General features: G+C 64.8%; 20 protein-coding genes. 11 read left to right on the forward strand and 9 right to left on the reverse strand.

Annotated features, from left to right (window positions below; genetic code table 11):
* The first annotated feature begins 196 nt into the window (after positions 1-196).
* From ACVMIH_RS40035 to ACVMIH_RS40050, 4 genes are all read left to right on the forward strand, one after another.
* Entirely contained in the window at positions 197-1,420 is a 1,224-nt protein-coding gene (locus ACVMIH_RS40035) for a cytochrome P450 (RefSeq protein WP_456866132.1), read from the forward strand.
* A 118-nt stretch (positions 1,421-1,538) separates the two neighbouring features.
* Positions 1,539-3,140: a GMC family oxidoreductase gene (locus tag ACVMIH_RS40040; protein ID WP_057017568.1), complete on the forward strand. Its 1,602-nt coding sequence runs from the start codon at positions 1,539-1,541 to the stop codon at positions 3,138-3,140.
* A gap of 8 nt (positions 3,141-3,148) precedes the next feature.
* Positions 3,149-3,598, forward strand: a complete 450-nt coding sequence (locus ACVMIH_RS40045; RefSeq protein WP_456866135.1) for a hypothetical protein — start codon at positions 3,149-3,151, stop codon at positions 3,596-3,598.
* Positions 3,599-3,855: 257 nt separating this feature from the next.
* Complete coding sequence (locus ACVMIH_RS40050; RefSeq protein ID WP_456866138.1) at positions 3,856-4,878, forward strand: S1C family serine protease; 1,023 nt, start codon at positions 3,856-3,858, stop codon at positions 4,876-4,878.
* 149 nt (positions 4,879-5,027) lie between these two features.
* Here ACVMIH_RS40050 and ACVMIH_RS40055 read toward each other — a convergent pair whose 3' ends face one another.
* From ACVMIH_RS40055 to ACVMIH_RS40095, 9 genes are all read right to left on the reverse strand, one after another.
* The gene (locus tag ACVMIH_RS40055; protein WP_456866141.1) at positions 5,028-6,569 is read right to left on the reverse strand and encodes a DUF1254 domain-containing protein; all 1,542 of its coding nucleotides are present in this window, start codon (positions 6,567-6,569) and stop codon (positions 5,028-5,030) included.
* 58 nt (positions 6,570-6,627) lie between these two features.
* Positions 6,628-8,055, reverse strand: a complete 1,428-nt coding sequence (locus ACVMIH_RS40060) for a DUF1254 domain-containing protein (RefSeq protein ID WP_253626007.1) — start codon at positions 8,053-8,055, stop codon at positions 6,628-6,630.
* 201 nt (positions 8,056-8,256) lie between these two features.
* Positions 8,257-9,231: a helix-turn-helix domain-containing protein gene (locus ACVMIH_RS40065; RefSeq protein WP_456784241.1), complete on the reverse strand. Its 975-nt coding sequence runs from the start codon at positions 9,229-9,231 to the stop codon at positions 8,257-8,259.
* 55 nt (positions 9,232-9,286) lie between these two features.
* The gene (locus ACVMIH_RS40070) at positions 9,287-10,267 is read right to left on the reverse strand and encodes a helix-turn-helix domain-containing protein (RefSeq protein ID WP_253624130.1); all 981 of its coding nucleotides are present in this window, start codon (positions 10,265-10,267) and stop codon (positions 9,287-9,289) included.
* Positions 10,268-11,055: 788 nt separating this feature from the next.
* A complete protein-coding gene (locus ACVMIH_RS40075; protein ID WP_456866144.1) occupies positions 11,056-11,835 on the reverse strand; it encodes an alpha/beta fold hydrolase in 780 nt (259 codons plus the stop codon).
* A 5-nt stretch (positions 11,836-11,840) separates the two neighbouring features.
* Positions 11,841-13,136 carry an O-acetylhomoserine aminocarboxypropyltransferase gene (locus ACVMIH_RS40080; RefSeq protein WP_456866147.1) on the reverse strand — a complete coding sequence of 432 codons (1,296 nt, stop codon included), beginning with the start codon at positions 13,134-13,136 and terminating at the stop codon, positions 11,841-11,843.
* Positions 13,137-13,244: 108 nt separating this feature from the next.
* Positions 13,245-14,549, reverse strand: a complete 1,305-nt coding sequence (pncB, locus tag ACVMIH_RS40085) for a nicotinate phosphoribosyltransferase (protein ID WP_092082610.1) — start codon at positions 14,547-14,549, stop codon at positions 13,245-13,247.
* A 61-nt stretch (positions 14,550-14,610) separates the two neighbouring features.
* A complete protein-coding gene (locus ACVMIH_RS40090; protein WP_456866151.1) occupies positions 14,611-18,156 on the reverse strand; it encodes a molybdopterin cofactor-binding domain-containing protein in 3,546 nt (1,181 codons plus the stop codon).
* On the reverse strand, positions 18,156-18,623 hold the full coding sequence (locus ACVMIH_RS40095) for a (2Fe-2S)-binding protein (protein WP_057017562.1): 468 nt from the start codon (positions 18,621-18,623) through the stop codon (positions 18,156-18,158). Before ACVMIH_RS40095 ends, ACVMIH_RS40090 begins: the two co-directional genes overlap by 1 nt.
* Before the next feature lie 274 nt (positions 18,624-18,897).
* Between ACVMIH_RS40095 and ACVMIH_RS40100 the strand changes: the two genes are divergently transcribed.
* The 7 genes from ACVMIH_RS40100 (at position 18,898) to ACVMIH_RS40130 (ending at position 26,685) form a co-directional block, all read left to right on the forward strand.
* Positions 18,898-20,346 carry a hypothetical protein gene (locus ACVMIH_RS40100; RefSeq protein WP_057017561.1) on the forward strand — a complete coding sequence of 483 codons (1,449 nt, stop codon included), beginning with the start codon at positions 18,898-18,900 and terminating at the stop codon, positions 20,344-20,346.
* Positions 20,343-21,251: a UPF0280 family protein gene (locus ACVMIH_RS40105; protein WP_057017560.1), complete on the forward strand. Its 909-nt coding sequence runs from the start codon at positions 20,343-20,345 to the stop codon at positions 21,249-21,251. The genes ACVMIH_RS40100 and ACVMIH_RS40105 overlap by 4 nt, the downstream gene beginning before the upstream one ends.
* Before the next feature lie 16 nt (positions 21,252-21,267).
* Positions 21,268-21,852, forward strand: coding sequence for an amino acid synthesis family protein (locus tag ACVMIH_RS40110; RefSeq protein ID WP_057017559.1), 585 nt, complete (start codon positions 21,268-21,270; stop codon positions 21,850-21,852).
* A gap of 28 nt (positions 21,853-21,880) precedes the next feature.
* The gene (locus tag ACVMIH_RS40115) at positions 21,881-23,095 is read left to right on the forward strand and encodes an ABC transporter substrate-binding protein (RefSeq protein WP_057017558.1); all 1,215 of its coding nucleotides are present in this window, start codon (positions 21,881-21,883) and stop codon (positions 23,093-23,095) included.
* A 211-nt stretch (positions 23,096-23,306) separates the two neighbouring features.
* Positions 23,307-25,196 carry an ABC transporter permease gene (locus ACVMIH_RS40120; protein WP_057017557.1) on the forward strand — a complete coding sequence of 630 codons (1,890 nt, stop codon included), beginning with the start codon at positions 23,307-23,309 and terminating at the stop codon, positions 25,194-25,196.
* A complete protein-coding gene (locus ACVMIH_RS40125) occupies positions 25,193-25,984 on the forward strand; it encodes an ABC transporter ATP-binding protein (RefSeq protein ID WP_016842451.1) in 792 nt (263 codons plus the stop codon). Before ACVMIH_RS40120 ends, ACVMIH_RS40125 begins: the two co-directional genes overlap by 4 nt.
* The gene (locus ACVMIH_RS40130) at positions 25,981-26,685 is read left to right on the forward strand and encodes an ABC transporter ATP-binding protein (RefSeq protein WP_057017556.1); all 705 of its coding nucleotides are present in this window, start codon (positions 25,981-25,983) and stop codon (positions 26,683-26,685) included. Before ACVMIH_RS40125 ends, ACVMIH_RS40130 begins: the two co-directional genes overlap by 4 nt.
* Positions 26,686-26,691: the final 6 nt, after the last annotated feature.

Below are 26,691 nucleotides of genomic sequence, written 5' to 3' on the forward strand. Positions count from 1 at the left end.
AACCGGTCTTCCTGCTGCCGACAAACATCGCGGAGCGGAGCAGCTATCGGGATTTGCCGGGTGCGTCGGCCCGCGCGCATTCCGCGCGGCGGACTGTCCGCCCCGCGGCTTTACTCGGCCGCGGGATTCCCTTTATCGTCGGCCCGACACGACGATCGCCCGCCAAGCGGCGACGGAACCTAACGGGAGTGAAGCGATGGGAGAGGCGCTGCGCAGGCCGACGTCCATAGACGTCAGCAATCCCCGGCTTTATCAGGACGACACCTGGCGGCCGCTGTTCGCGCAGCTCCGCCGCGACGATCCCATGCATTATTGCGGGGCGTCGGCCTACGGCCCCTACTGGTCGGTGACGCGCTACGACGACATCTTCGCGGTCGAGCTGGATCACCAGAACTATTCGTCGGCCTCCGAGCTTGGCGGTATCCAGGTCGCGGACCAGCCGAAGGGGCAGGAGCGGCCGAGCTTCATCCGCATGGACCCGCCCGGCCATACCGCGCAGCGCCGCACGGTGGCGCCGATCGTAGCGCCGTCGAACCTTGCCAATTTCGACGCCCTGATCCGCAAGCGCACCTCAGCCGTGCTCGATGCGCTGCCGCGCAACGAGACCTTCGACTGGGCCGAGCGGGTCTCGGTCGACCTCACCAACATGATGCTGGCGACGCTGTTCGATTTTCCCTCGGAAGACCGCGCCAAGCTGACCTGGTGGTCGGATGTCGCGATCGCCAACGTCGAATCCCCCGACGCGGTGGTGCGTTCGGAGGCTGAACGCACCGCCGAACTGGTCAAGATGGGAGAATATTTCCGCAAGCTGTGGGACGCGCGGGCCGTTGCGCCGCCGACCTTCGATTTGATCTCGATGCTGGCGCATTCGGACGCGACGCGGAATCTGGAGCCGCGCGAGTTCATCGGCACGATCGGGCTGTTGATCGTCGGCGGCAACGACACCACGCGCAATTCGATGTCGGCCGGGCTGATGGCGCTGTGCGAGAACCCGGAGCAGTTCGAGCTGGTCCGCGCGAGGCCGGAGCTGATCCCGAACCTGGTGTCCGAGACCATCCGCTACCACACGCCGGTGCTGCACATGCGCCGCACCGCACGCAACGACGTCGAGCTTGCCGGCCGCCGGATCAAGAAGGGCGACAAGGTCGTGATGTGGTACATCTCCGGCAACCGCGACGAGGACAAGATCGAGCGTGCCGATGAATTCATCATCGACCGCGCCAAGCCGCGCCAGCATCTCGCCTTCGGCGCCGGCGTCCACCGCTGCGTCGGCGATCGCCTCGCCGAGCAGCAGCTGCGCATCCTCTGGGAGGAGGTTCTGGCGCGCGATCTGCGTTTTGAGCTGATGGGCCCGCCGCAAAGGCTCTATTCCAATTTCATCCGCGGTATACGAAGCTTGCCGGTGAGAATCGTCAATTAAAGTTGTGGGGTTGTCATTCCGGGGCGATGCAGAGCATCGAACCCGGAATCTCGAGATTCCGGGTCTGGTCCTTCGGACCATCCCGGAATGACGGGGTCATAAAGATCAAGGAACAAGAATGAAGAACGATCCCGTTGACGTCCTGATCATCGGCGCCGGCGCCTCCGGCGCCGCGGTGGCCTGGAGCCTCGCCGATACCAAGATGCATATCCTCTGCCTCGATCAGGGCGGCTGGATGAATCCGGCCGAATATCCGAGCACCGGGCGCGACTGGGAGGCGAAGTTCTACGGCGAGTGGTCGTCGAGCCCGAATGTCCGCAAGCGGCCCGAGGACTATCCGATCAACGACGACAATTCGCCGATCAAGGTCGTCAACTTCAACGCCGTCGGCGGCTCGACGGTGATGTACACCGCGCACTGGCCGCGGCTGCATCCGTCCGACTTCAAGGTGAAGACGCTGGACGGCGTCGCCGATGACTGGCCGATCGACTACGACGCGCTCACCCCGTTCTTCGAGGAGAACGATCGGATGATGGGCGTCTCGGGCCTGTCGGGCGATCCGCTGTCGCCGCTGAGCCACCCGCCGATGCCGCAGCAGCCGCTCGGGCTATCCGGCCCGCTGATCGGCAAGGCCATGAACAAGCTCGGCTGGCACTGGTGGCCGTCGGACACGACCGTGGCGACGATGGATTACGAGGGCAGGGCGCGCTGCATCAATCTCGGCCACTGCACGCCGGCCTGCGCGCAGGGTGCCAAGGCCTCGACCGACATCACCTACTGGCCGCACGCGGTCCGCGCCGGGGTCGAGCTCAAGACCCATTGCCGGGTACGCGAGATCCTGACCAACGAGCACGGCATGGCCTCCGGCGTCGTCTATTACGACAAGGACGGCGTCGAGCAGTTTCAGCCGGCCGAAGTCGTCATCATCGCCTGCAACGGTGTCGGCACGCCGCGGCTGCTGCTCAATTCGGTGTCAGGCAAATTCCCGAATGGCCTCGCCAACTCGTCGGGCCTGGTCGGCAAGAACCTGATGTTCCACCCCTACGCGCAGATCTACGGCTTCGTGAAGGAGCCGACCGACAGCAACCGCGCGCCGCCGACCTGCCTGTGGAGCAAGGAGTTCTACGACACCGATCTGTCGCGCGGCTTCGTCCGCGGCTACGGCATCCAGTTCGGCCGCGGCGCCGGGCCGGTGTTCGAGGCGGTCGCGAGCGAGCAGAAGGGCATCCTGCCCTGGGGCAAGGATCATCACCGCGTGTTCCGCAAGCTCAACGGCCATCGTCTCGCGGTATCGGCGATCTGCGAGGATCTGCCGGAGGAGCACAACCGCGTCACGCTCGATCCCGTGTTGAAGGACAGCCACGGCATCCCGGCGCCGAAGATCGACTACACGATCAGCGCGAACAGCCGGAAGATGATGGATCACGGGCTGGCGCGCGGCCGGGAGATTCTCGAGGCCGCCGGCGCCACCGACATCTGCATCAACGATCCGATCCCGTGGGGCGGCTGGCATCTGCTCGGCACCGCGCGGATGGGCACCGATCCGGCGCGCTCCGTGGTCAACGAATGGGGCCGCTCGCACGACGTGAAGAACCTCTTCATCGTCGACGGCAGCATCTTCGTCACCTCGGGCGGCGTGAACCCGACTTCCACCATCCAGGCCCTTGCTCTCTACATCGCCGACCAGATGAAGCAGCGCCTCGCCAATCTGTTCGATTGAGACCGTCCATGTCCGATGCAAAACAACTGACCGCAGCCCAGCGCGCCGATCTGCGCACCGTCGCCGCGATGATCGTTCCCGAAAGCGACGAGTACAAGGTGCCGGGGGCGGACGATGCCGCGATCCAGGCCGACATGCTGGCGACGCTCGGCCGCGACACCGTGCTGGTCGCGCAGGCGCTGGATCATCTGGCTGATCTCGCGGGCAAGCCGCTCGCCGAGCTCGACGATGCCGGGCGCGATGCGGTGGCGCAGGAGTTTCGTAGCCGTGGCGGCGCGGCCGCGGCGACGCTCGTCCGCGTGGTGCTGCAATGCTACTACCGCGACGACCGCGTGCTGCGCTCGCTCGGGCTTGAGCTGCGCGCGCCGTTCCCGAAAGGCCATGTGCTACCGGAGGGCGACTGGTCGCTGCTCGATCCGGTCAGGGCGCGCGGCGGCACGCTGCGGCGGGCGACCTAGCGTTGTGTCCGTGACTTGACAGTCCATTCCGTCATTCCGGGGCGCGACGAAGTCGCGAACCTCAGATGCGCAATCGCGCATCGGGGAATCCAGAGGTCGTGCATCGAGATTCCGGGTTCTCGCTTCGCGAGCCCCGGAATGCACTGAGTCAATCGCGCGTCAGAGACGCAGCCCTAGCCATCCGGGCAGGTGCAGGGCGTAACCACTTGCGGCGCGGGGAGCCGGTCACCATCTGAGGAGACCAAAGGACTCTCGCCATGCTGGATATTACCTCAGATACCGCCGGTGACACGCCGTCACCGCGAACGGCCGATGCTGCCCGGGATAACGACCGGGCCTTGCTGGATGCCTATTCGAATGCCGTGATCGACGTCACCGACCGCGTCGGCCCCGCCGTGGTCCGGGTCGAAACCGGGCCGAAAGTGCGCAATGCGCGCGAGCGCGGCGGCCTCGGCTCGGGCATCGTGATCTCGCCCGATGGCTTCGTGCTGACCAACAGCCATGTGGTCGGATCGTCGAAGGAGATCCGCCTGCGCGACACCGAGGGCTTCGTCACCGACGCCCATGTGCTCGGCGTCGATCCCGACACCGATCTCGCGCTGCTGCGGGCCGATGGCGCGCGCGATCTGCCTTACGCGTCGCTCGGCAACTCCAAGACGCTGCGGCGCGGCCAGCTGGTGGTCGCGATCGGCAATCCGCTCGGCTTCGAATCGACCGTCACCGCCGGCGTGGTGTCGGCGCTCGGACGTTCGATCCGCTCGGTGAGCGGGCGCACCATCGAGGACGTGATCCAGACCGATGCCGCGCTCAACCCCGGCAATTCCGGCGGGCCGCTGGTGTCGTCGAAGGGCGAGGTGATCGGCATCAACACCGCAATCATCAACGACGCGCAGGGCATCTGCTTTGCGGTCGCCAGCAACACCGCGCAGTTCGTGCTGTCGGAGATCATCCGCCATGGCTATGTCCGCCGCGCCTATATCGGCGTCGCCGGCCAGACCGCGCCGGTGCCGCGGCGCCACGCGGTGCTGGCCGGTGTCGAGAACAAGATGGGCGCGCTCCTGATGCAGATCGAACCGGACAGCCCGGCCGCGCGTGCCAGCCTGTTGCCCGGCGACGTCGTGATCAGGCTCGACGGCATCGAGATCAACGGTGTCGACGACCTGATCCGCGCGCTCGATCACAGCCGGATCGACCGGAGCCTGTCGATGGACGTGCTCCGCCTCGGCCGCCTGCGCGCGATCGACATCCACCCGATCGGGAGGAAGCCGGCGAAGCAGTGAGGCATTGCCATCCGCACGCGAGCTGCACCGTCTCCCCCATGTCCGCCGTAGCCTTGGCGAAGGCGGATGTGGGGAGGGTGGCTTCGCGCAGCGAAGCGGGGTGAGGGGTCTGTCTCCGCGGATAGTAGACCTCATCGATCGCGTCAGCCTTAAGTACCCTTCCGAATAGTCGGCGGCTTCCAGGACTCGTTGAGGATGCCCTCCTTACCCCAATAGGCGCGGAGATAGAGCGAGAAATGTCCACCCGGCGCGGGCAGCCAATTTGCTTCTTTGTCTCCGCCTGGCGACTTCGCGCTCGCATATAGTGTGAGCGATCCGTCGGCGTTGCGTTTGAGGTTCTTGTTCTTGGTACCGAGCGAATAGCGCTTCAGGTCGTTCGGATGGAAGAGGTGCTTGTCGTTGTACAACGTTAGCGACCAGAAGCCGTTGACTGGCGGCTCTTCGCCGTTCGGGAACGTGATCTCGTAGCTGCCGCCGCCGTTGAGCTCTCCTCCAGAAGCGTCGCTGTCGGTGTAGAAATACTGCGTCTCTGTGGGCCTGTTGTCGAACATGTTCGATTTAGATGTTCCGGTCCGGTTGAAATAGTCGATCCCGAACTGCGCATTATTGGTCGAGCGATTCCAGCCGTTGCCGGCCGGCCGGCCGTTATGCTTCCACTGGAAGAAGGGCTTGATGACCTTCTCTTCCGTCTCGTTCGCGGTATCGATCAGCACTTTCTTGAGCGCCGGATCCTTGGCCGCGGAGTCGAGCAGCAGGCGGAACTGCCCATACATGGCCTCTTCACCGGGTAGCGGATCGACAATGTCGAGCGCCTGACCGAACTCATCGAAGAACTTTTCCGGCACCACCCATTTGGTTTCCTCACCATTCGACTTCGGCCCAGGGATATCCGGCACTTTGGCCCATTCGATCGTCTTCATCTTGCCGGTGAAGTCCTTCAGGGGATAAGCGACGATCTGGTTGACCACCGACTGGATCGCCTTCTTGTCCTCGGGTGTGTCATCCTGGAACACACGCGGAATCGCGTTGGCGAGTGATGTCGGGCAGCGGACGATCTCGGTAATGCCGGCCGGCTTGAGGCCCTTCCAGTTCGGACCGGCAAGCAGGTAAAACCCGGGTCTGGTATCGTATGGCTTGCCGACCTTGCCGAACTGATCGGTGCGTGCGTCATACAGCGCGTAGACCCAGAAACGGTCATCGAAATCTGGCACCTGGATCACGACCGGCTCCTCATCGAGCGAGAAAAAGCCGAGACCGTAGACCACGTCCTGATTGGGACAGGTGACGAAGGTTTGCGACGGCTCGATGTAATCGGCCAGCATCGCGATCTGGCCGCGCGGCGCAACGGGCAGCACGCCGTTGAGATGACCGGGATGCGGAGCCTGCGTGATCGCTGTGCGCCGGTTGATCATGTTCACGAGCGGCCAGCCCCAAACGTAGGCCATCTGCGCAATCGTCCTTGCGTAGTCGGGCTGCATGATGACGCCAGTCGCGGGCTCGGTGACATCCGGCCCCGCTGGCTCGGGCAGGCGTTGAGCCTGCGCGGGGGCGATTGAGCCAGCAACTGCAGCGCTTGTGACCGCAGCAGGAACGGCGGCGCCGCTCCCCAACACGGCCAATGATGCCGCTCCAATGCCGCCCTTGATCGCGTCGCGCCGACTGGCTCCGGATTGATTGATCGTGGTCTTCATTGCATTCTCCGTTTCAGTTTAAAGGCTGAGCTGGATCACGTTCGGATGCGGGTTCGCATCACTTCACCTTCACGACGTCGTCCGGCTTCCAGGTCTGGTCGAAGAACTCGACGCCCGTACCGTAAAGACGCACTGCGGCGAGGAAGTTTCGTCCGTTGACCGTCTGGACGAAGTTCGTATCGGCAGCTTCGGCAGGCTTCGTCGGGCCGAACCAGACATCAATGGACCCATCGCTATTGGTCGCAACCTTGCCAAGGCTGTTGATCGACGGCAGCAATTGCGGCGTCTCGACCATCGTCCCATCCGTGATGTTGTAGGCGGTGACGGCCCAGAACAGCTTTGCGGGCGGGTTCGGCGGCAGGTGGAGCTTGTAAGTATTCGAGCCGTTGAGGAAATCGCCGTTCGCATCGCGGATGGTGAACGGATACTTCGATCCGGCGTCGAGCGTCCGCATGACCATCGCGGACGCCGTCGAAAACGCGATCTGGAAGTAGCTCGCGCGCTGGTTCACATCGAGATAGCCGTCCTGGAGCCATTCGGCAGTGCCGGATGCCCACGTGTTCAGGTACTGGCGGTCCTTGTAATACTTGTCGCGCTCGTCCGGCCGACCGAGTTGCCGCATCGCCAGGATCATCTTCGGCGCGGTCTCGACCGCTTTCTGCAACAACGCCTGCTGTTTCTGACTTGGATTGAATGGCTGGCCCTTGACTATACCGATCGACGCCAGCACACCGCGCAGTTCGGGGTCGATGGCGGAAGCCGGCTCATGATCGATGAATGCCTTGAGCTTGCTCCAGAACTTGTTGTCGACCGGATACATCATATCGATCCGCTTGCCGCTCGCGTTCGGAAACTGCATCGGCTTGACGTCCTTCTCTGGAGTCCAGAGTGGATAGACCCGCGTCTGCTCGGCTGCGGCTACGGCTGCCTTCGGATCGGGCGCGCTCTCGCCCTTCTTCATGACGGTCCGGAAGAAGAGCAGGACATTGTAGGTACGCGACTTGAATGCGAAGTAGCCCTGCGGAATTTCCCCTTCGTAGTCCGGCGGGAGCAGCAGATAGAGCCCGCCGCGTGCGCGATCCGGTCCGATCAGGCCGACATCGGTGATCGTGCGCTGGAAGAAATCGGTAAACATGCCGATCACGTTCGCCGGGGCCGCCACGACGAGCGGACCGGTCTCCTTCAGATCCAGATAGCTCATGGAATAGATCACGTCGGCGTTGGGGGTCGGCACCCAAGTGCGCGCGTCCATCCGGTCCTTCCAGATCGGCAGGATGTTATAGCCCTTCCCAAACACGGCCTCCGATCCATCGCGCATGCCGATGGTGTTCAAGACGGGAAGCATCGTCATGTAGGAATGGACGGCGCGCTGATAGAACAACTCGTCCCGAAGGTCTTCGGCTTCCTTCTGCGGAAGCCAGTTTCCGTTGTTAAGCTGCTTGACCAAGGGAGGTGCGTCGGCCTGTTGCGCTTGAACCGATGGCATCGATCCGACGAGTCCAACGAACGTCGACAGGACGACAGGCGCGACTGCAAAACGTTTCAGCATCTCGTATCCTCCACAATCGCCGATTTCCGGCTTATCCGCACGGTGAGCGAGTTGATAGTGTCGCGAGAAGGCTAGCTCACGATAGGCAACGGTCTACGTAGTTCGTGCCAATCATCTACGTAGTTCGTGCCATCTCACTCACGCCAGTGTGTCGTTGCGCTGCAGCGCACGAGCGGACGCAAGCGTGGAACTCGGAAATTCTCCAAACAATTCCCGATAGTTCTTGGACAGTCGCCCGAGGTCTCCGGCCATTCCCCAATTTTGCGCAGCAAGCGACACCGTCGTCGTTCTGTTCGAGAGCAATTCGCGCCTGATCCGGTGCAACCGTAGTCGACGAATGTAATCGCGGGGCGTATCTCCCAGGATTTCTGAGAACGCGCGAAACAAGGTACGCGGCGACGTTTGTGCGGCACGTGCGATGTCATCAACCGAGATCGTCGAGGTCAGGTGCCGCCTGATATAGTCACGGGCTTCGTGGACGATCAGCGCCTGCCCAACGGGCCGCATGCGGCCGTCCCCGATATCGGGCAGTTGTGCGTAGTGACAGACGAGAGTGCGCAGCATTCGCCTCCCAATTCCAAGTCTCTTGTCCCGAGTGTCGCCGGGTGTATGAACGGTTACGACCTGCTCCCTCAGCGAGATCAATGCATCACGCGGTAGCGGTTCAATGTGAAGCCCGGTTCTGCTCGTCAGGTTGCGACGGAGAGCGAGTCTCTCCTGTTCGACCTCCTTTTTCAGTTGTTTTACCGTGAGGGTTGCGGTCACGTAGAGCGAATTGCCCCTCAACAGGACGTCGCATTCGTCGCCGGGCAGCACGACCACGACATTCCCCGCAATCACCGGGTTGAGCCACAGAAGCGAGCCCGGACCCATCTCGAGGCCCACTCCGACCGTAATCGCGTCTTTCGAAAGCGGGCCGCAGATCGCGGCATTGCCCTGGATCAGCCCGCTGCTGAACATAATGCCATCCCGGGCCGCAAACGCGAGGCTGCCGCGGACGCCAGCGCCCGGCATCTGGACGGCGTCAAGCCCGGCATCGAACACGGCGTTCCTGAGATCGTCCACTCGGGCAATGTCGAAGCGATGCCACGTTTCGAGAGCGACGGCCGACAAATCCTGGCTCCTGGACCGACTTTGTCGGTAAGGATAGGGGCGTGGCGGATGATTTCTACGTGGTTTGTGCCAATTTTCCGGAAGCTATCCGCGAGCCTGCAACCGTGTCGCGCGGCCGTTCTCCAAAAAGTTCGCGATACCAGCCGGACATCCGCCCCAGATCGCCTATGCCCCACTGATTGGCAACGAGTGCAATTGTACAGGCTTTCTCGGCATCGCTTGCGAGGTCATGCCGGATGCGATGGAGGCGCAGCCTCCGAACGTAGTTTTGAGGGGTGTCGTCGAGAATATCCGAAAAGGCGCGAAACAACGTACGTCGCGACGCGTATGCGGCGGCCGCGAGTTCATCGATGGAAATGGGCTCGGAGAGGTGGTCGTAAATGTAGGTCCGCGCCCGCTCGACGATCTTACCATGCAAATCGGGATGCCGCCCCCTGTTTTCCCGGCGCGGGGGACGCGCGAGATGCGCAATCAACGTCGTCAACAAATGTTTAGTAAGGCCTGAAGGGCCGAAGCCATCGGAGCTGCCGTGAACGGTTTCGAAAGCGTGCCGCAAATCCGCCAGGACTTCCGGAGCCATGCAACGTGCGTGGATGCCAGATCCACCCAAACTGTGCCGGTCGAGGACAAGCTCTTCCGCGGCGGCCTCATGCTCCAGCTTCTCTGCGGACAAGGTCACGGCTGCATAGAGCGATCCGGGCGTGTAGAGCGCGTCGTGTTCGTCGCCCGGCAGGAAAACGCCGACACTGCCTGCTTCGATTTCGTTGAGCCAGTGACGCGCGCCGCTTCCGATCCGAATGGCAACGCCGGTGGTGATGCAATTGCTCGACAGCGGCCCGAACAGCGAGACCCGCCCCTCGATCGATCCACTGCTGCAGACAATTCCATCAACTTCGCTGAACGCAAGAACTCCCGACAGGCGCCCGGTAGACATTTGCGTGGCTTCGAGGCCAGCCCCGCGTACCGCATCGCTGAGGTCCTCGATGCTCGATATCGGAAGGCGTGACCATGCTCCGGCAGGATGGTCGACTTCCATTCGGCGCCTCCATTTTCTTGGAGCAAAGAACTGCAAACGAAGCGGGCGGCGGCTGATGTGACGATAACCCGATGAACTAGCACCGTCTACGGGGAACAATCGTAAATTGAAGAGGCTTTATTGTCGCACAAGGGCAAACAGAAGTGCCAAGCTGGCCGCCTTGCAAGACGCTACAGCGGGTAATCGACAGCTCACGATCATGAGAATCTCCGAGATACCGCGAGGTCGCCTATTGGGCCCCTCTCGGACTTACGGCAATGTCCGCTTTCGCGCTCCTGTCAGGGCCATAGCAGACGTCCAGCGCGCGTGTTCCGACCCCGTCTCGATTTATGAGTCCTGGCTAGTCTAGTGATAGTCGATGATCTCCACGTCCTTCGGACCCGCGTCGGTCCACGGGAATACGACCCGCCATTGGTCATAGATACGGATCGGGGGCTTACACCCGCCACGTCGCCTTGCAATGGCATGGTGGTGAGAGTTTTCGGCCGCAATTGCGGCGGACGCGTACGCTGTTGCAGCGGTGGCGAAATTTCGGAATAATAGAAGATATCGCTGAGTTGCCCGACATGTCAAGTTGCTTGTCCGACGCGCCGGCGGCCGCCCTGCTCCTTTGCATGGGGTTGTTTTCGATATTTTGGGGTGGGGGCGGCAAAGGGCACTTCGAACGGAAAGCACCGGAGCCGGCCGAGGGGGCTGCATCCGCGGACGCGGACGTCTCATCCGTCGCGGACTGCGCCCGCGCCACCTTCTCCCGCGAGGGGAGAAGGGAAGTGGAGTTCGCGGTAGCGCTATTGCAGCGCCGCCAGCAGCTCGTCGGGCTGCTCGACCATCATCATGTGGCCGGCACCTGGCAGCACCACGGTGCGCGCATTCGGCGTCGCGGCGGCGAGCGTCTTGCCGGCCTTGGCGGGGGTCATCATGTCGCGCTCGCCGAGGATGAAGGTCGCGGGCACCTTGACCGCGGCCGCCGCCGTGAGCGCGTTCTGGTAGGCGTTGCAGGCGTTGAGGTCGTTGTACAGCACGCCCGGCTTCGCCTCCTGCAGCACCCGCTGCGCGCCCTGATGCATCCACAGGCCCGGCGCGAGGCTGCCGCCGAGCTCGGCCTGGAAGCCGAGCCCCCAGATCGAGACCATGTCGATCGCAGCGACGTCATTGGCCTCGGCGGCCTTCAACAGATCGGGGCCGACCGTCATGGTCGCGGCGGTGCCGATCAGCGCGAGGCCTGAAACTTTGTCGGGATGCCGCGCCGAGGTCTCGATCGCGATCAGCGAGCCCATCGAATGGCCGATCAGCCGCGCTTTCGACGCGCCGGCTGCCGTGATCAGCGCCGCGATCCAGTCGGCCATCTCGGCGATGGTCGGGAGCGGCTTGCCGGCGGAGCGGCCGTGGCCCGGCAGATCCGGCGCCAGCACGGAATGGCCATGATGGGCGAACCAGCGGCTGTGCAGCGCCCAGGTCGAGGAATCGAAGCCGGCGCCGTGGATCATCACCACCGCCGGCAGCGACGGATCGAACGGCTTGCCGCCGGTCGCGATGAAGGTGTCTGATCCGTTCACGGAAAGCTGCATGGCGCTCAAGTCCTTTGCGAGGCGCGCAGCGCCTGGCCGAGATCGTCGATGATATCCTGCGCGGTTTCGATGCCGACCGACAGCCGCACCAGCTCCTCGCCGATGCCGGCGGCCTTGAGCTGCTCGGCGTCCATCTGCTGATGCGTGGTGCTGGCGGGATGGATCACCAGCGTCTTGGCGTCGCCGACATTGGCGAGATGGCTGATCAGCTTCAAGGACTCGATGAACTTCTTGCCGGCGGCGCGGCCGCCCTTGATGCCGAAGCTGACGATCGAGCCGGCGCCGCGCGGCAACAGCTTCTTGGCGAGCGTGTAATCCGGATGCGTCTCCAGCGAGGGATGCAGCACCCAGTCGACCGCCTTGTTCGCGGCGAGGGCGTCCAGCACCGCATGGGTGTTGCTGACGTGGCGGTCCATGCGGACGCCGAGCGTCTCGATGCCCTGCAGCAGCTGGAACGCGTTGGTCGGCGACAGGCAGGCGCCGAAATCGCGCAGGCCCTCGGTGCGGGCGCGCATGATGAAGGCGGCCTTGCCGAACTGCTCGTCGAAGACGATGCCGTGATAGCCGGCATAGGGCTCGGTGAGCTGCGGGAATTTGCCGGAGGCGCGCCAGTCGAACCGCCCGCCGTCGACGATGACGCCGCCGATCGCGATGCCGTGGCCGCCCATCCACTTGGTCGCCGAGTTCATCGCGATGTCGGCGCCGAGCTCGATCGGCTGGCTGAGATAGGGCGTCGCAAAGGTATTGTCGATCAGCAGCGGAATCTTCGCGTCATGCGCGATTTGAGCCACCGCGGGGATATCGAGCACCTCGAGCCCGGGATTGCCGATGGTCTCGCCGATCACGAGGCGGGTGTTCGGCTTGATCGCGGCACGGAATTCGTCGAGCGCACGCGGCTTCACGAACGTCGTCGTGATGCCGAACCGCGGCAGCGTGTGCGCCAGCAGATTGATGGTGCCGCCATAGAGCGAGGCGGAGGCGACGATGTGGTCGCCGGCATTGAGCAGGGTCGCGATCGCAAGATGCATCGCGGCCATGCCGCTGGCGGTGCAGATCGCGCCGACGCCGCATTCAAGCGCGGCGATGCGTTCTTCCAGCACCGATGTCGTCGGGTTCGAGATGCGGGTATAGATATGACCGGCGCGCTCCAGATTGAACAGCGCCGCGGCATGATCGGCATCCTGGAACACGTAGGACGTGGTCTGATAGATCGGAACCGCGCGCGCGCCGGTCGCGGGATCGGGGCGCTGGCCGGCGTGCAGGCTCAGGGTTTCGAAGGCAGGCGGCTTGGGTGCGGGCATGCGAAACTCGTCAGGTCAGTCGATGGGAATGGTGGGTTGGCGAGGAGTCTTTTATTTGACGCGTTTTCTTCACGCGAACCGGTGTCCACTTCGCTTGAAAACGCTTTGTTAGACGTGAACTGCGGTGCGAACACGGCCGACATTGCCGAACACGCGCAAATAGCGCTCGACCTCTGTGGGGATGCCGGTCGCCTTCTCCGGATTGTCGGAGAGCTTGACGGCCGGGCGTCCGTCGACCGACGTCACCTTGCAGACGATCGAGATCGGGTCGAGCTCGGCGGTGCCATCGGGCGCGCAGCCGACGAAATCGTTGGTGAGGTTGGTGCCCCAGCCGAAGCTGACGCGCACGCGTCCCTTGAAATGGTGGAACGTCTCCTCGATCGAGCCGACATCCATCGCGTCGGAGAACACCAGCAGCTTCTCCTTGGGATCGCGGCCCTTCTGCTTCCACCATTTGATGATCTCTTCGCCGGCCGTGATCGGCGGCGCGCTGTCGGGACGAAAGCCGGTCCAGTCGGCGACCCAATCGGGCGCGTCGCGCAGGAACGGCTTGGTGCCGAAGGCATCGGGCAGCGCGATCAAGAGGTTGCCGCCATAGGTGTGGCGCCACTGATCGAGGATGCGATAGGGCGCCCAGCGCAGCGCCTCGTCGTCATTGGCGAGCGCGGCGGCGACCATCGGCAGCTCATGCGCGTTGGTGCCGATCGCCTCGAGGTCGTTGTCCATCGCGAGCAGCACGTTCGACGTTCCGGTGAAGGAGGGGCCGAGGCCTTCCTTCACCGCCTCGACGCACCACCGCTGCCAGAGGAAGCCATGGCGGCGGCGTGTGCCGAAATCGGACAGCCGCAGGCCGTCCAGCTTGCGCAGCCGCTCGACCTTGGCCCACAGCTTGGCCTTGGCGCGCGCATAGAGCACATCGAGCGCGAAGCGGCCGTAGGTCTTGGTCGCCGCGCGTGAGCGCAGCTCGTTGAGGATCGCGAGCGCCGGGATCTCCCACATCGTGGTGTGGGTCCACGGCCCGTGGAAATGGAGCTCGTACTGGCCGTCGACCTTGTGCAACTCGTATTCGGGCAGCCGGAAGTTCGACAGCCAGTTGATGAAGTCGGGCGAGAACATCTGGGTCTTGCCGTAGAACGTGTTGCCCGCGAGCCAGATCAGCTCCTTCTTGGTGAAGCGGATGGTGCGGGCGTGGTCGAGCTGGGCGCGCAGCTCGGCCTCGTCGATGACCTCGGCGAGCCGGATATGGGTCGAGCGGTTGATCACCGAAAAGGTCGTGCGCGTGTCCGGATAGCATTCCCGGATCATCTGCTGCATCAACAGCTTGTAGAAATCGGTGTCCAGCAGGCTGCGCACGATCGGGTCGAGCCGCCAGCCGTGGTTGTAGGTCCGGGTCGCGATATCTGTCACGGTCATGCGGGAACCTTAGCCTGCCGGGCGCCGCCCGCCCAGTGGGTATCGGGCGGAACATGGCAGGTCAGCGCGCTATGGTCTGCCGTATACGGCCGACGGTGGCGGCGACATCGGCCCAGGCCGGCTTATCAGGGGCGAATTGCCGCCGCAGGAAGGTGACAAGCTCGGCGACCTGGCCGTCGCTCATGCTGTCCTTGAAGGCCGGCATGTAGCCCAGATCGGTCACGGCCGGCTTGGCGATGCCGTGCAGGATCACCTGGATCAGGTTATCGGGCGCGTCGCTGTGCAGGTTGCTGTTCAGCGCCAGCGACGGCCGGCTGCCGAACAGCGGCGGGCCGCCGACCTCATGGCAGACCGCGCAGGCGCCTTGATAGATCCGCGCTCCGGCCGAGGCGGCGGTGGTGACGACGGTGCCGGCTTCGAGCTTCGCGGCAATGGCATCGTGGGCCGGCCGATCGGTGCCCTGGTTGAACGAGGCGAGGTAGACCGCCATTGCACGAATGTCCTGGTCGGGCAGCGCGGCGAGCTCCTGCACGACCGGCGCCATCGGTCCCGCGGCGACGCCGTGCAGGCGGGACTCGCCGGTGCGCAAATAGGCGTAGAGCTCGTCCTCGCTCCAGGGGATCGGCGCCTTCGACAGCGACGTCAGCGCCGGCGCCTCCCAGCCCTCGGCGAAGCCGCCGGCGAGATAGGCGCGCTGCCGTTCGGCGCCGAGCGCATTGCGCGGCGAGTGGCAGGCGCTGCAATGACCGAGCCCCTCGATCAGATAGGCGCCGCGATTCCACACTTCCGATTTAGTGGGATCACCTTGGAACGTGTTGGGCCGATGGAACAGCGCATTCCATCCGGCAAGCAGCGGACGCAAATTGAACGGAAAGGCGAGCGCGTTGGCCGGCGTCTCGGCGTGCACCGGCGTCTGCGCCATCAGATAGGCATAGAGCGCCTGCAGGTCGGCATCACTGGTCCTGGCGAAGTGCGTGTACGGGAACGCCGGATAGAGATGGCGCCCGTCGCGATGGATGCCCTCGCGCATCGCGCGCTCGAAGGCGGGATAGGACCAGGCGCCGATGCCGGTGTCGACATCGGGCGTGATGTTGGTGGTGTAGATGGTGCCGAACGGCGTCTCCAGCGGCCGGCCGCCGGCATTCAGGACGCCATGCTCCGACGTGTGGCAGACGGCGCAGGCGCCGAGCGCTGCAAGCTCCTTGCCACGGGCGATCGTCGCAGCGGAATAGACCGCGGCGTCAGGCCGGGCGATCGGCGCGATCGCGCGCCACGGCAGCATGGCCGCGCCGATGCCGATCGCGGCTGCACACATCGCTGCAATGCAGGCTAGGATCCCGCCGCCGTGCTTTGCAAACGGATTCTGCCACCTGTTGAGATCAGCCGTCTGCGCAGGCGGCGGGAGCGGGGCGGGCGCGACCGGTTGCTCGCCGCGCAATCCCTTCAGGATCCGCTCCGGCGTGAACGGCAATTCGCGGAAGCGGACCCCGGTCGCGTCGTAGATCGCGTTGGCGATCGCGGCGGCACTCGGCACCGAGGCGGACTCGCCGACGCCGAGCGGTGGTTGATCCTGCCGCGGCAGCATCAACACATCGATCTTCGGCAGCTCAGGAAACTTGATGATGGGGTAGGCGCCCCATTCCCGCGCCGCCACCGCGCCGCGCTCGAAGGACACTTCCTCCATCAGCGCGCGGCTGGTCGACTGGATCACGTTGCCTTCGATCTGGTGCCGCACGCCCTCCGGATTGATCATCAATCCGGAATCCTGGCCGGCGACGACGCGCGTCACGCTGACATCGCCGGTCGCCTTGTTGACGGCGACATCGGCGATCCACGCCGACCATGCTGCGCCGTAACCGGGAAACTTGCTGTGCACGTACAGCGCATAGGCAAAGCCGCGGCCGCGCACGATATCGCCGTCCGCCTCGGGTTCTTTCCACACCGGGCGCGGCGTCCAGCCGGCGCGCTCGGCAACGGCATTGACGAGATCGATCGCGCGCTTATCCTTCAGATAGCGCAGCCGGTACTCGATCGGATCGACCTTCGCCTCCGCCGCAAGCTCGTCGATGTAGGATTCATGCGCAAAGGTGTTCGGCAGCGCCGAGACGCCGCGAAACCATGACGCGCGCACGATCGGCGGCATGTCGTTAGCGATCACGCGCATGTTCTCGTAGTCGTAGGGCGGGATCGCGGTGCGGTCGCCCATCTCGAACACCGCGGCTTCAGGCGCGATCCGCCCTGTGAGCAGCAGTGCCAATGTCGGCGCGCCGTTCGAGGGATAGCGCGTGGCAAAATCGTAAGCGGCGACGCTGCCGTCGGCGTTGAGCCCGCCATTGACGTCCATCAGCTGCGCGGTGCCCTTCGGCTCCCAGGCATGCTCCTGCTCGCGGGTGAGCTGCACGCGCACAGGACGGCCGACCGCGCGCGACAGCAATAGCGCATCGGCGGAAACATCGTCGGCGCAGTTGCGGCCGTAGCAGCCGGCCGCCTCCATCCGGATCACGTCGATCTCGGATTCCGGCCGCTGGATCAGCAGCGCGAGGTCGCCGCGCAGGATGTGCGGGTTCTGGGTGCCGGACCAGACCCGGATCGCGCCCTCGCTGTAATCGGCGACCGCGCAGGACGGGCCGATCGAGCCGTGCATCTGGTAGGGCCAGAGATAAGTCCGCTGCATCGGCTTGGCGGCGGCCTTGCGCGCGGCGTCGACGTCGCCCTTGTCGATCAGCTGGCGCGGCGTCGAGGGATTGGCGCGCAGCGCCTTCTCCACGTCGGCAAGATCGGTCAGCGCCGGTCCCGGCTTCCAGCTCACCTTGAGCTGCGCGGCGGCCTTGATCGCATTCTCCTCGCGCTCGGCAACGACGCCGACGAAATCGCCGATCCGCACCACCGCGACGAGGCCTGGAATATCGCGCACCGAAGCTTCATCGACCGCAATCAGGCTGGTGCCGACGAACGGGCCGGCATCGACGCCGGCGTAAGGGGGGCGGACCACGCGGCCGTGCAGCATGCCGGGCACGCGCACATCGTGAACGTAGACAAGCTCGCCGGTGGCCTTCGCCAGCACGTCGACGCGCGGCACGGACTTGCCGACGACCGAATAGGCGCTCACGGCCTTGACCGGAACATCATCGGCAAGATCGAGCCGGATGATCTCGTCCGCGATCAGCTCGCCATAGCTGACGCTGCGGTTGTCGTGGCCGCGGATCAGCCCGTCCTCGATCGTGAGCTCGTCGACAGCTAGCTCCAATCGCTCGGCGGCGCGCGCAAGCAAAAAATGCCGCGCTTGCGCGGCGGCCTTGCGCAGGGGAACGGCGGTGATCTGGATGGTTTCGCTTGCGATCGTCGGGCCCTGGTTCGGCACCACGGCGGTGTCGCCGAGGATCACGACGACGCGGGCAAAGGAGACGTCGAGCTCTTCGGCAACGATCTGACCGAGCGCGGTGCGGATGCCGGTGCCGAGATCCACATGGCCGTTGTAGGCATTGACCGTGCCGTCGGCCGTGATGGTGATGAAGGTCTCGAACGCACCTTCCGCGCCCAGCACCGCAGGGCGGACGACCGACAGCGAGCCGCGCTGGCGTTGCTCGGGAGCCCGTGCGTCCACCATCAATCGCGCGCCTCGAGCGCGTGACCGGCCGCGCGCATCGCCGCGCGGATGATCTCGATATGCGCGCCGCAACGGCAGAGATTGTAGCGCAGCGCCTCCAGCACTTCATGCTCGGACGGATTGGGATTGCGCGTCAGCAAGGCCTTGGTGGTGATAATCATGCCGTTGAGGCAATAGCCGCACTGCGCGGCTTGTTCGTGGATGAAGGCATCCTGCACGGGATCGGGGTGCTCGCGGCTGCCGAGACCTTCGAGCGTGACGATGTTGCGGCCGGCGCAGCCCTCGATCGGAATCACGCAGGCACGCGCAGCGACGCCGTCGATCAGCACCGCGCAGGCGCCGCACTCGCCGAGCCCGCAGCCGTATTTCGGCCCGTTCAATTCGAGGTCGTTGCGCAGCACGTGAAGCAATGCGGTGTCGGGAGCGGCGTCGACATCATGATTCCTGCCGTTCACGGTCAGGCGCATTGCCCCGGTTCTCCCTTGATGTTTGCGCTGCAACGTCAGCGTCGGATCGCCGACGAGGATAACGTTTGTATACAAACGTGCAAGCGGCGACATGCCGCGCTGCAGCGCGTGCCCGCTTTATGAACAGGGTGCGCACGCGAAGGGCACGGTTTGATTGCAAAGGCCGCTTGACAGGTCACGGGCTCGCGCGCAGGATCATTCGTATACGAACGATATGCATGGGAGGCGGAAGGCAGTATGATCGACCGCCGCCACAAGTCCAGGCTTGGTCACGATGGCTGACACAATGACCGTCGCCGCCGGCGACAAGATCCGCTGCGATGCCTGTCCGGTGATGTGTTACATCAAGCCGGGCGCGGCCGGCGCCTGCGACCGCTATGCCAATCATGACGGCACGCTGGTGCGCGTCGATCCGCATGTCGTGCTGGAGCGCACCATGTCGCACGGCGGCAAGCTGGTTCCGTTCCAGGTGAGTGGCGACTGGGACGGCAAGATCGTCCGCCAGCCCGAACTGTTCGTCACCGCGATCGGCGCCGGAACCACCTATCCGGACTACAAGCCTGCGCCCTTCATCGTGTCGTCGGAAGTCGACGGCGTCGACATGGTCACCGTGGTGACCGAAGGCATTTTCTCGTATTGCGGCGTCAAGGTGAAGATCGACACCGACCGCTACCTCGGCCCGGAAACCGCGACCGTGCGCGCGGACGGCGAGGCGGTCGGCCATGTCACGACCAGCGAATATGGCTCGCAGATGCTCTCGCTCGGCGGGGTGCATCATCTGACCGGCGGCTCCAAGAAGGAAGGTCGCGTCACCTGCGACACGCTGATGGATCTCTCCAACTGCAAGGCGGTGGAGCTGACCATCGACGGTGGCGCCACCGTCGTGGTGCAGGCCGGCCGGCCGCCGATCGTCAATGGTGTGGCAGAAGAGCGCATGCGGGTCGGATGCGGCTCGGCGACCATCGGCATGTTCGCCAAGCAATGGCACGGCAAGGTCGATGAGGTCGTGGTGGTCGACGACCACATCACCGGCGTGCTCAGCGAACACCAGGCCGGCAAGCTGCTCGACATCGCCGACACCGGCATCAAGATGAAGGGGCGGCGCTCGACGCCCGGCCGCTATTTCCAGGTCGCCGATCCCGGCACCGGATGGGGCGGCACCAACATCTCCGATCCGCTGTCGATCCTCGGCCCCTTCAATGCGAAGGAGGCGCGGCCCGGGCTCACCATGCTGATGGTCTCGACCACCGGCGAGCATGCGTCCTACTACGTGCTCGACGAGGCGCTGAAGCCGATCGAGACCGAGATGCCGGCGGACCTCAAATTTTCGGTCGAGCGCATCCAGGAGAATTGCGAGCCCGCGCTGTGCACCGTGCTGTTCATGGGCGGCGCGGGCGGATCGCTGCGCGCCGGCGTCACCGATAATCCGGTGCGGCTGACGCGCTCGGTGAAGGACGCGCTGACGCGGGTGACCAGCGGCGGTGCGCCGGTCTATGTCTGGCCCGGCGGCGGCATCACCTACATGGTCGATGTCACGCAGATGCCGGCCGGTGCCTTCGGCTACGTGCCGACGCCTGCGCTGGTAGCGCCAATCGAATTCACGATGCGAATGTCCGATTATGCGGCGCTCGGCGGCCATATGGACTATGTCCGGCCGCTGTCGTCGCTGCGCGACAGTGCCGAGGTCCGGCCGATGCCGTATCTTCCGGGGCGGCGTGCATGAAGCGGCTCCCGCAAATTGCGCTCCTTCCTGACGGCAAGCGGCTGCATTTGCAGGACGGTCCGATTGATCTGGTTGTCGAGGCCAAGGGCGGCGATGCTGACATTCGTACCGCCTATCAGGCTGCGGCGGCGCGCTTCACCGGATTGCTTGACGAACTCTGCGCGGAACTGACCGAACTGCGCAGCGCAGCCGCTCCGGGCGGGTGCACGCTAAAAGGCGTGGTCGCGCGGCGGATGCTTGCAGCGGTCGCGCCGTTTGCCGCCGATTGCTTCATCACGCCGATGGCGGCGGTCGCGGGCTCCGTCGCCGAGGAAATCCTCGGCGCGATGCTTGAGGCCACGCCGCTCGACCGCGCCTATGTCAACAATGGCGGCGACATCGCCCTGCATCTCGGCGACGGCGAACAATTCACCGTCGGCCTGATGGATCGGCCGGACCGTCGCGGCGTGATGCGCACCATGACGGTCGATGCCGATATGCCGGTTCGCGGCATCGCGACCAGCGGCCGCCACGGCCGCAGCTTTTCGCTGGGCATTGCCGATGCCGTCACCGTGCTGGCGCGGACGGCGTCGCAGGCGGATGCTGCGGCGACCGTGATCGCCAATGCGGTCGATCTGCCCAATCATCCCGCGATCCTGCGCGTTGCGGCGAGCGAGCTGCAGCCCGACAGCGACCTCGGCGCGCGGCTGGTGACCCGCGATGTCGGGCGGCTGGCGGAACACGAGGTTGAGCAGGCGCTCGAGGTGGGGGCGACGCGGGCGCGCGACCTCCTGATGTCGGGATTGATCGAGGGCGCGGCATTGCGTCTACTGGGCGAAACGCGGCTTGTCGGTGCAACTGGGATTGGGGCGCCGGCGTCGCACGCGTTTCAGGGACAAACGATAGAACACATGCTGCGGGCATGACTGGAAGCGAGGCAAGATGAGCGCCGTCATTCGCAAGATCGTCACCGTGGTCGAGGAGACCCATCTGGAGATGGGCAAGACCATCGCACCGCCGACAAGGCGGGCCGCCGCCATCGCCGTGATCGAGAACCCCTTTGCCGGCCGCTATGTCGAGGATCTGTCGCCGCTGATCGCGATCGGCGAGGAACTCGGCGAACTGCTCTCGAAGCGGGCCGTCGCCGCGCTCGGCATCGAGGGCGCCAAGGCGCACAGCTACGGCAAGGCCGCCGCCGTCGGTGAGAATGGCGAGCTCGAGCATGCGGCGGCGATCCTGCATCCGAAGATGGGCGCGCCGGTGCGCAAGGTGCTGTCGAAGGGCGCGGCGCTGATCCCGTCGTCGAAGAAGCGCTCGGGGCCCGGCACCACGCTGGATATTCCGCTCGGGCACAAGGACGCGGCTTTCGTGCGCAGCCATTTCGACGGCATGGAAGTGCAGATCAACGACGCGCCGCGGGCCAACGAGATCATGGTCGCGGTCGCGGTGACCGACAGCGGACGGCCACTGCCGCGCGTCGGCGGGCTGACGGTCGGCGAGATCAAGGGCGAAGACGGATTGCGGTAATCTCTTTGAAGAAAAACTGGAGGACGGGATGCGTGGTTATTTCGTAGGGGCGGGATTGGCGATCGCGGTCGCGACCATGGCAACGAGTGCCATGACAACGCAGGCCTTGGCGCAGAGCGAAATCAAGATCGGCGAGATCAACAGTTACTCGCTGCTGCCGGCGTTCACCGAGCCCTATCGCAAGGGCTGGCAGCTCGCGGTGGAAGAGATCAATGCCGCCGGCGGCATTGGCGGCAAGAAGCTCGTGGTCATTTCCAAGGACGACGGCGGCAAGCCGGCGGATGCCCAGACCGCGGCGAACGAGCTGGTGTCGAGCGAGAACGTCGCGATGCTCACCGGCACGTTCCTCTCCAATATCGGCCTTGCCGTTTCTGACTTCGCCAACCAGAAGAAGGTGTTCTTTCTGGCGGCAGAACCTTTGACCGACGCCATCACCTGGTCGAAAGGCAACCGCTACACGTTCCGCCTGCGTCCCTCCAACTACATGCAGGCCGCGATGCTGGTAGAAGAAGCCGCAAAACTGCCTGCAAAACGCTGGGCGACGATCGCGCCGAACTATGAATACGGCCAGTCGGCGGTCGCGGTGTTCAAGAAGCTGATGTCGGCGAAACGGCCTGACATCCAGTGGGTCGACGAGCAGTGGCCGCCGCAGGGCAAGATCGACGCAGGTCCGGTGGTGCAGGCGGTTGCCGCGGCGAACCCGGAAGCGATCCTCAACGTCACCTTCGGCGCCGACCTCGTCAAGCTCGTGCGCGAAGGCAACACCCGCGGCCTGTTCAAGGGCCGCACCGTGGTGAGCTTCCTGACCGGCGAGCCGGAATACCTCGATCCGCTGAAGGACGAGACGCCGGAAGGCTGGATCGTCACCGGCTATCCCTGGTACGCGATCAAGACGGCTGAGCATGACGCGTTCCTGAAGGCCTACCAGGCCAAGTACAACGACTATCCGCGGCTCGGCTCGATCGTCGGCTACCAGACCATCAAGGCGGCGGCGGCGATCCTTGCCAAGGCCGGCTCGAGTGATCCGGAGAAGCTGATCGCGGCGGCGGAAGGCATCTCGATGCCGTCGCCATTCGGCGAGATCACCTTCCGCAAGATCGATCACCAGTCGACGCTGGGCGCCTTCACCGGCAAGACCGCGCTGAAGGACGGCAAGGGCATCATGGTCGACACCGCCTATCGCAAGGGGGCGGACTATCTGCCCAGCGATGCCGAGATCGAGAAGCTGCGGCCGAAGGATTGATTTTTTTCTTCTCCCTCGCCCCGCTCTTGCGGGGAGAGACTTGAACTTCTCCCTCTCCCCGTTCTTACGGGGAGAGGGGTGGGGTGAGGGGCTATCTCCGCGAACGAGCGCGCGGAGAGTCCCCCTCACCCGAAACTCAAGCTGGCGCTTGAGTTTCGACCTCTCCCCGCAGGCGGGGCGAGGTGAACGGAAACTCCAACGCGGACCGCCCATGGCTTTCTACGTCGTCCAGTTCCTGACCGGTCTTGCCAGCGCGGCGTCGCTGTTCCTGGTCGCTTCGGGTCTGTCGATCATCTTCGGCGTGACGCGGATCGTGAACTTCGCGCATGGCGCGTTCTACATGCTCGGCGCCTATGTCGCCTTTACCCTGACCGAACGCTTTTCCGGTGCGCTCGGCTTCTGGGGCGGCATCGTCGTTGCCGCGCTGGCGGTTGCTGCGATCGGCGTGCTGGTCGAGATGGTGCTGCTGCGCCGGATCTATCATTCGCCGGAGCTGTTCCAGTTGCTCGCCACCTTCGGCCTGACGCTGATGGTCGAGGACCTCGTGGTGCTGATCTGGGGGCCGGACGATCTGGTCGGCCGCCGCGCGCCCGGCTTCAAGGGCGCGATCGATTTCTTCGGCCAGAATATTCCGAGCTATGACCTGTTCCTGATCGTGCTCGGGCCGGTCGTGCTCGGCGTGCTCTGGCTGTTGTTCCAGCGCACCCGCTGGGGTGTGCTGGTGCGCGCGGCGACGCAGGACCGCGACATGGTCGCGGCGCTCGGCGTCAATCAGAAATGGCTGTTCACCAGCGTGTTCGCGCTCGGTGTCTTCCTCGCCGCGCTCGGCGGCGCGCTGCAGATTCCGCGCGATGCGGTCAATCACGCGATGGATCTGCGCGTCATCGTCGAGGTCTTCGTCGTGGTCGTGATCGGCGGCCTCGGCAGCATCATCGGCGCCTTCGTCGCGGCGGTGCTGGTCTCGGAGCTCAACGCCTTCGGCATCCTGATCTTCCCGAAGATCTCCATCATCCTGGTGTTCCTGGTGATGGCGGTGGTGCTGATCGTCCGGCCGTGGGGGCTGTTCGGCAAGCCGGAGGCACCGGCACGGCGCACGCCGGGGCTGACCGTCAATCCGTGGCGTCCGCTGACGATGAACGAGCGGTTCGCCGCGATTGCCGTGCTGGTCCTCGCCGCCGCGCTGCCGTTCGTCGCCGGCAATTATTTGCTCACGGTCGGCTCGGAGATCGCGATCTTCGTGATCTTCGCGGTCAGCCTGCACTTCCTGATGTCGGTCGGCGGGCTCGCCTCGTTCGGCCACGCCGCCTATTTCGGCCTCGGCGCCTATGGCGTGGCGCTGCTCGCCAAGATGGCCGGCCTGCCGATGATTGCCTGCCTGCTGCTCGGGCCGCTGCTCGGGCTCCTCGGCGCCGCCGTATTCGGCTTCTTCGCGGTGCAGCTCTCCGGGGTCTATTTCGCGATGCTGACCCTGGCCTTTGCCCAGATCGTCTGGTCGATCGCGTTCCAATGGGTGTCGGTCACCGGCGGCGACAACGGCATCCTCGGGGTCTGGCCGGAGAAATGGGCGGCGAGCCCGTCGCATTTCTACTGGCTGTCGCTCGGCATCGCCGCGCTCGCGGTGGTGATCCTCCGCATCATCGTGTTCTCGCCGTTCGGCTTCGCGCTGCGCGCGACGCGCGATTCGCCGCTGCGCAGCGAAGCCATCGGCATCGACGGCAAGCGCATCCAGTGGACCGCCTTCGTCATTGCGGGCACGGTCGCCGGCCTTGCCGGCGCGCTGTTCGCCTATCTCAAGGGCAGCGTGTTCCCCGACAATATGGGCATCTCGCTGTCGGTCGATGCGCTGGTCATGGTGCTGCTCGGCGGTGTCGAGACGGTGTCGGGCGCGGTGGTCGGCGCCATCGTCTACAAGGCGCTCAACATCTGGCTGGTCAGCCAGACCGATTGGTCAAAACTCGTGCTCGGCGCGTTCGTGGTGCTGATCGTGGTCGCGTTCCCGAAGGGCATCGTCGGCACGCTGGAAGCCTTCATGCATCGCCGGCGCAAATCCTCGTCGTCGGTATCGCCCTTGCTGACCTCCCGCATCGAGAGCGCCGAATGAGCATGGTTCCCACATTGCTGTCGGTCGAGGGGCTGACCAAATCCTATGGCGGCGTGCATGCCGTGCGCGGCGTCTCCTTCGAACTGCGTGCCGGCGAGATTTTGGCGCTGATCGGGCCGAACGGCGCGGGCAAGAGCACCTGCTTCGACATGCTCAACGGCCAGAACATTCCCGACAGCGGCCGCATTCGCGTGCTGGGCGCGGAGACCACGGGCAAGAAGCCGCGCGTGATCTGGCGCATGGGCGTCGGCCGCACCTTCCAGATCGCGGCGACATTCCCCACCATGACGGTACGCGAAAACGTGCAGGTCGCGCTGGTCTCGCATGGCGGGCAATTGTTCAACCTGTGGGCCTCGACCGCCCGCCACGCCCGCGACGAGGCCGGGCGGCTGCTCGATCTGGTCGGCATGGGTGCCTATGCGGAGCGGCCCTGCGGCGAGCTCGCCTATGGCGACGTCAAGCGGCTCGAGCTTGCGATCGCGCTCGCCAACCAGCCGAAGCTGCTCCTGATGGACGAGCCGACCGCCGGCATGGCGCCGCGCGAGCGCGTCGAGCTGATGCGGCTGACGGCGCGGATCGCGCGCGAGCAGTCGATCGGCGTGCTGTTCACCGAGCACGACATGGACGTGGTGTTCGAGCATGCCGACCGCATCCTGGTGCTGAACCGCGGCAGCCTGATCGCCGAAGGTTCGCCCGAAGAGGTGCGCGGCAATGCCCAGGTGCGGGCGATCTATCTCGGCGAGGGCCTCGTCTACGATGCGCGGCACCGCGAGGGAGCATCGGCATGAAGCTGACGGTAAAGGATCTCAACAGCTTCTACGGCCCGGCGCATATCCTGTTCGACATCGCACTCGAGGTCGGCGAGGGCGAGGTGGTCGCCTTGCTCGGGCGCAACGGCGCCGGCAAATCGACCACGTTCCGCTCCATCGTCGGCCTGGTCGCGAACCGCTCCGGCCGCGTGATGTTCGAGGGCCGGGACGTCTCCGATTTGCCGACGCATGCGATCGTGCGGGGCGGGCTCGGCTATGTCCCGGAGGAGCGGCGCATCTTCACGGATTTGACGGTCGAGGAGAATCTTGAGGTCGGCCGTCAGCCGAAGCGGGCAGGCGCGCCGCAATGGGATCGCGAAAAACTGTTCAAGCTATTCCCGAACCTCGGCGAGATGCGCGGCCGGCCCGGCGGACGCATGAGCGGCGGCGAGCAGCAGATGCTGACGATCGCGCGCACGCTGATGGGCAATCCGTCGCTGGTGCTGCTCGATGAGCCCTCGGAGGGGCTGTCGCCGAAAATCGTCGAGCAGATGGTCGATGCGATCCTGGCGATGAAGAAAGAGGGCGTTAGCATCGTCGTCTCCGAGCAGAATTTGCATTTCGCCCGGCTGATCTCGGATCGCGCCTATATCATCGAGCGCGGCCGGATCTGTTTCGGCGGCACCATGGCGGAGCTCGATGCGCGTCCGGATATCCGGGACGCGCATCTGTCGCTGTAAGGGCGG

It is taken from the genome of Bradyrhizobium sp. USDA 4503 (assembly GCF_054055815.1).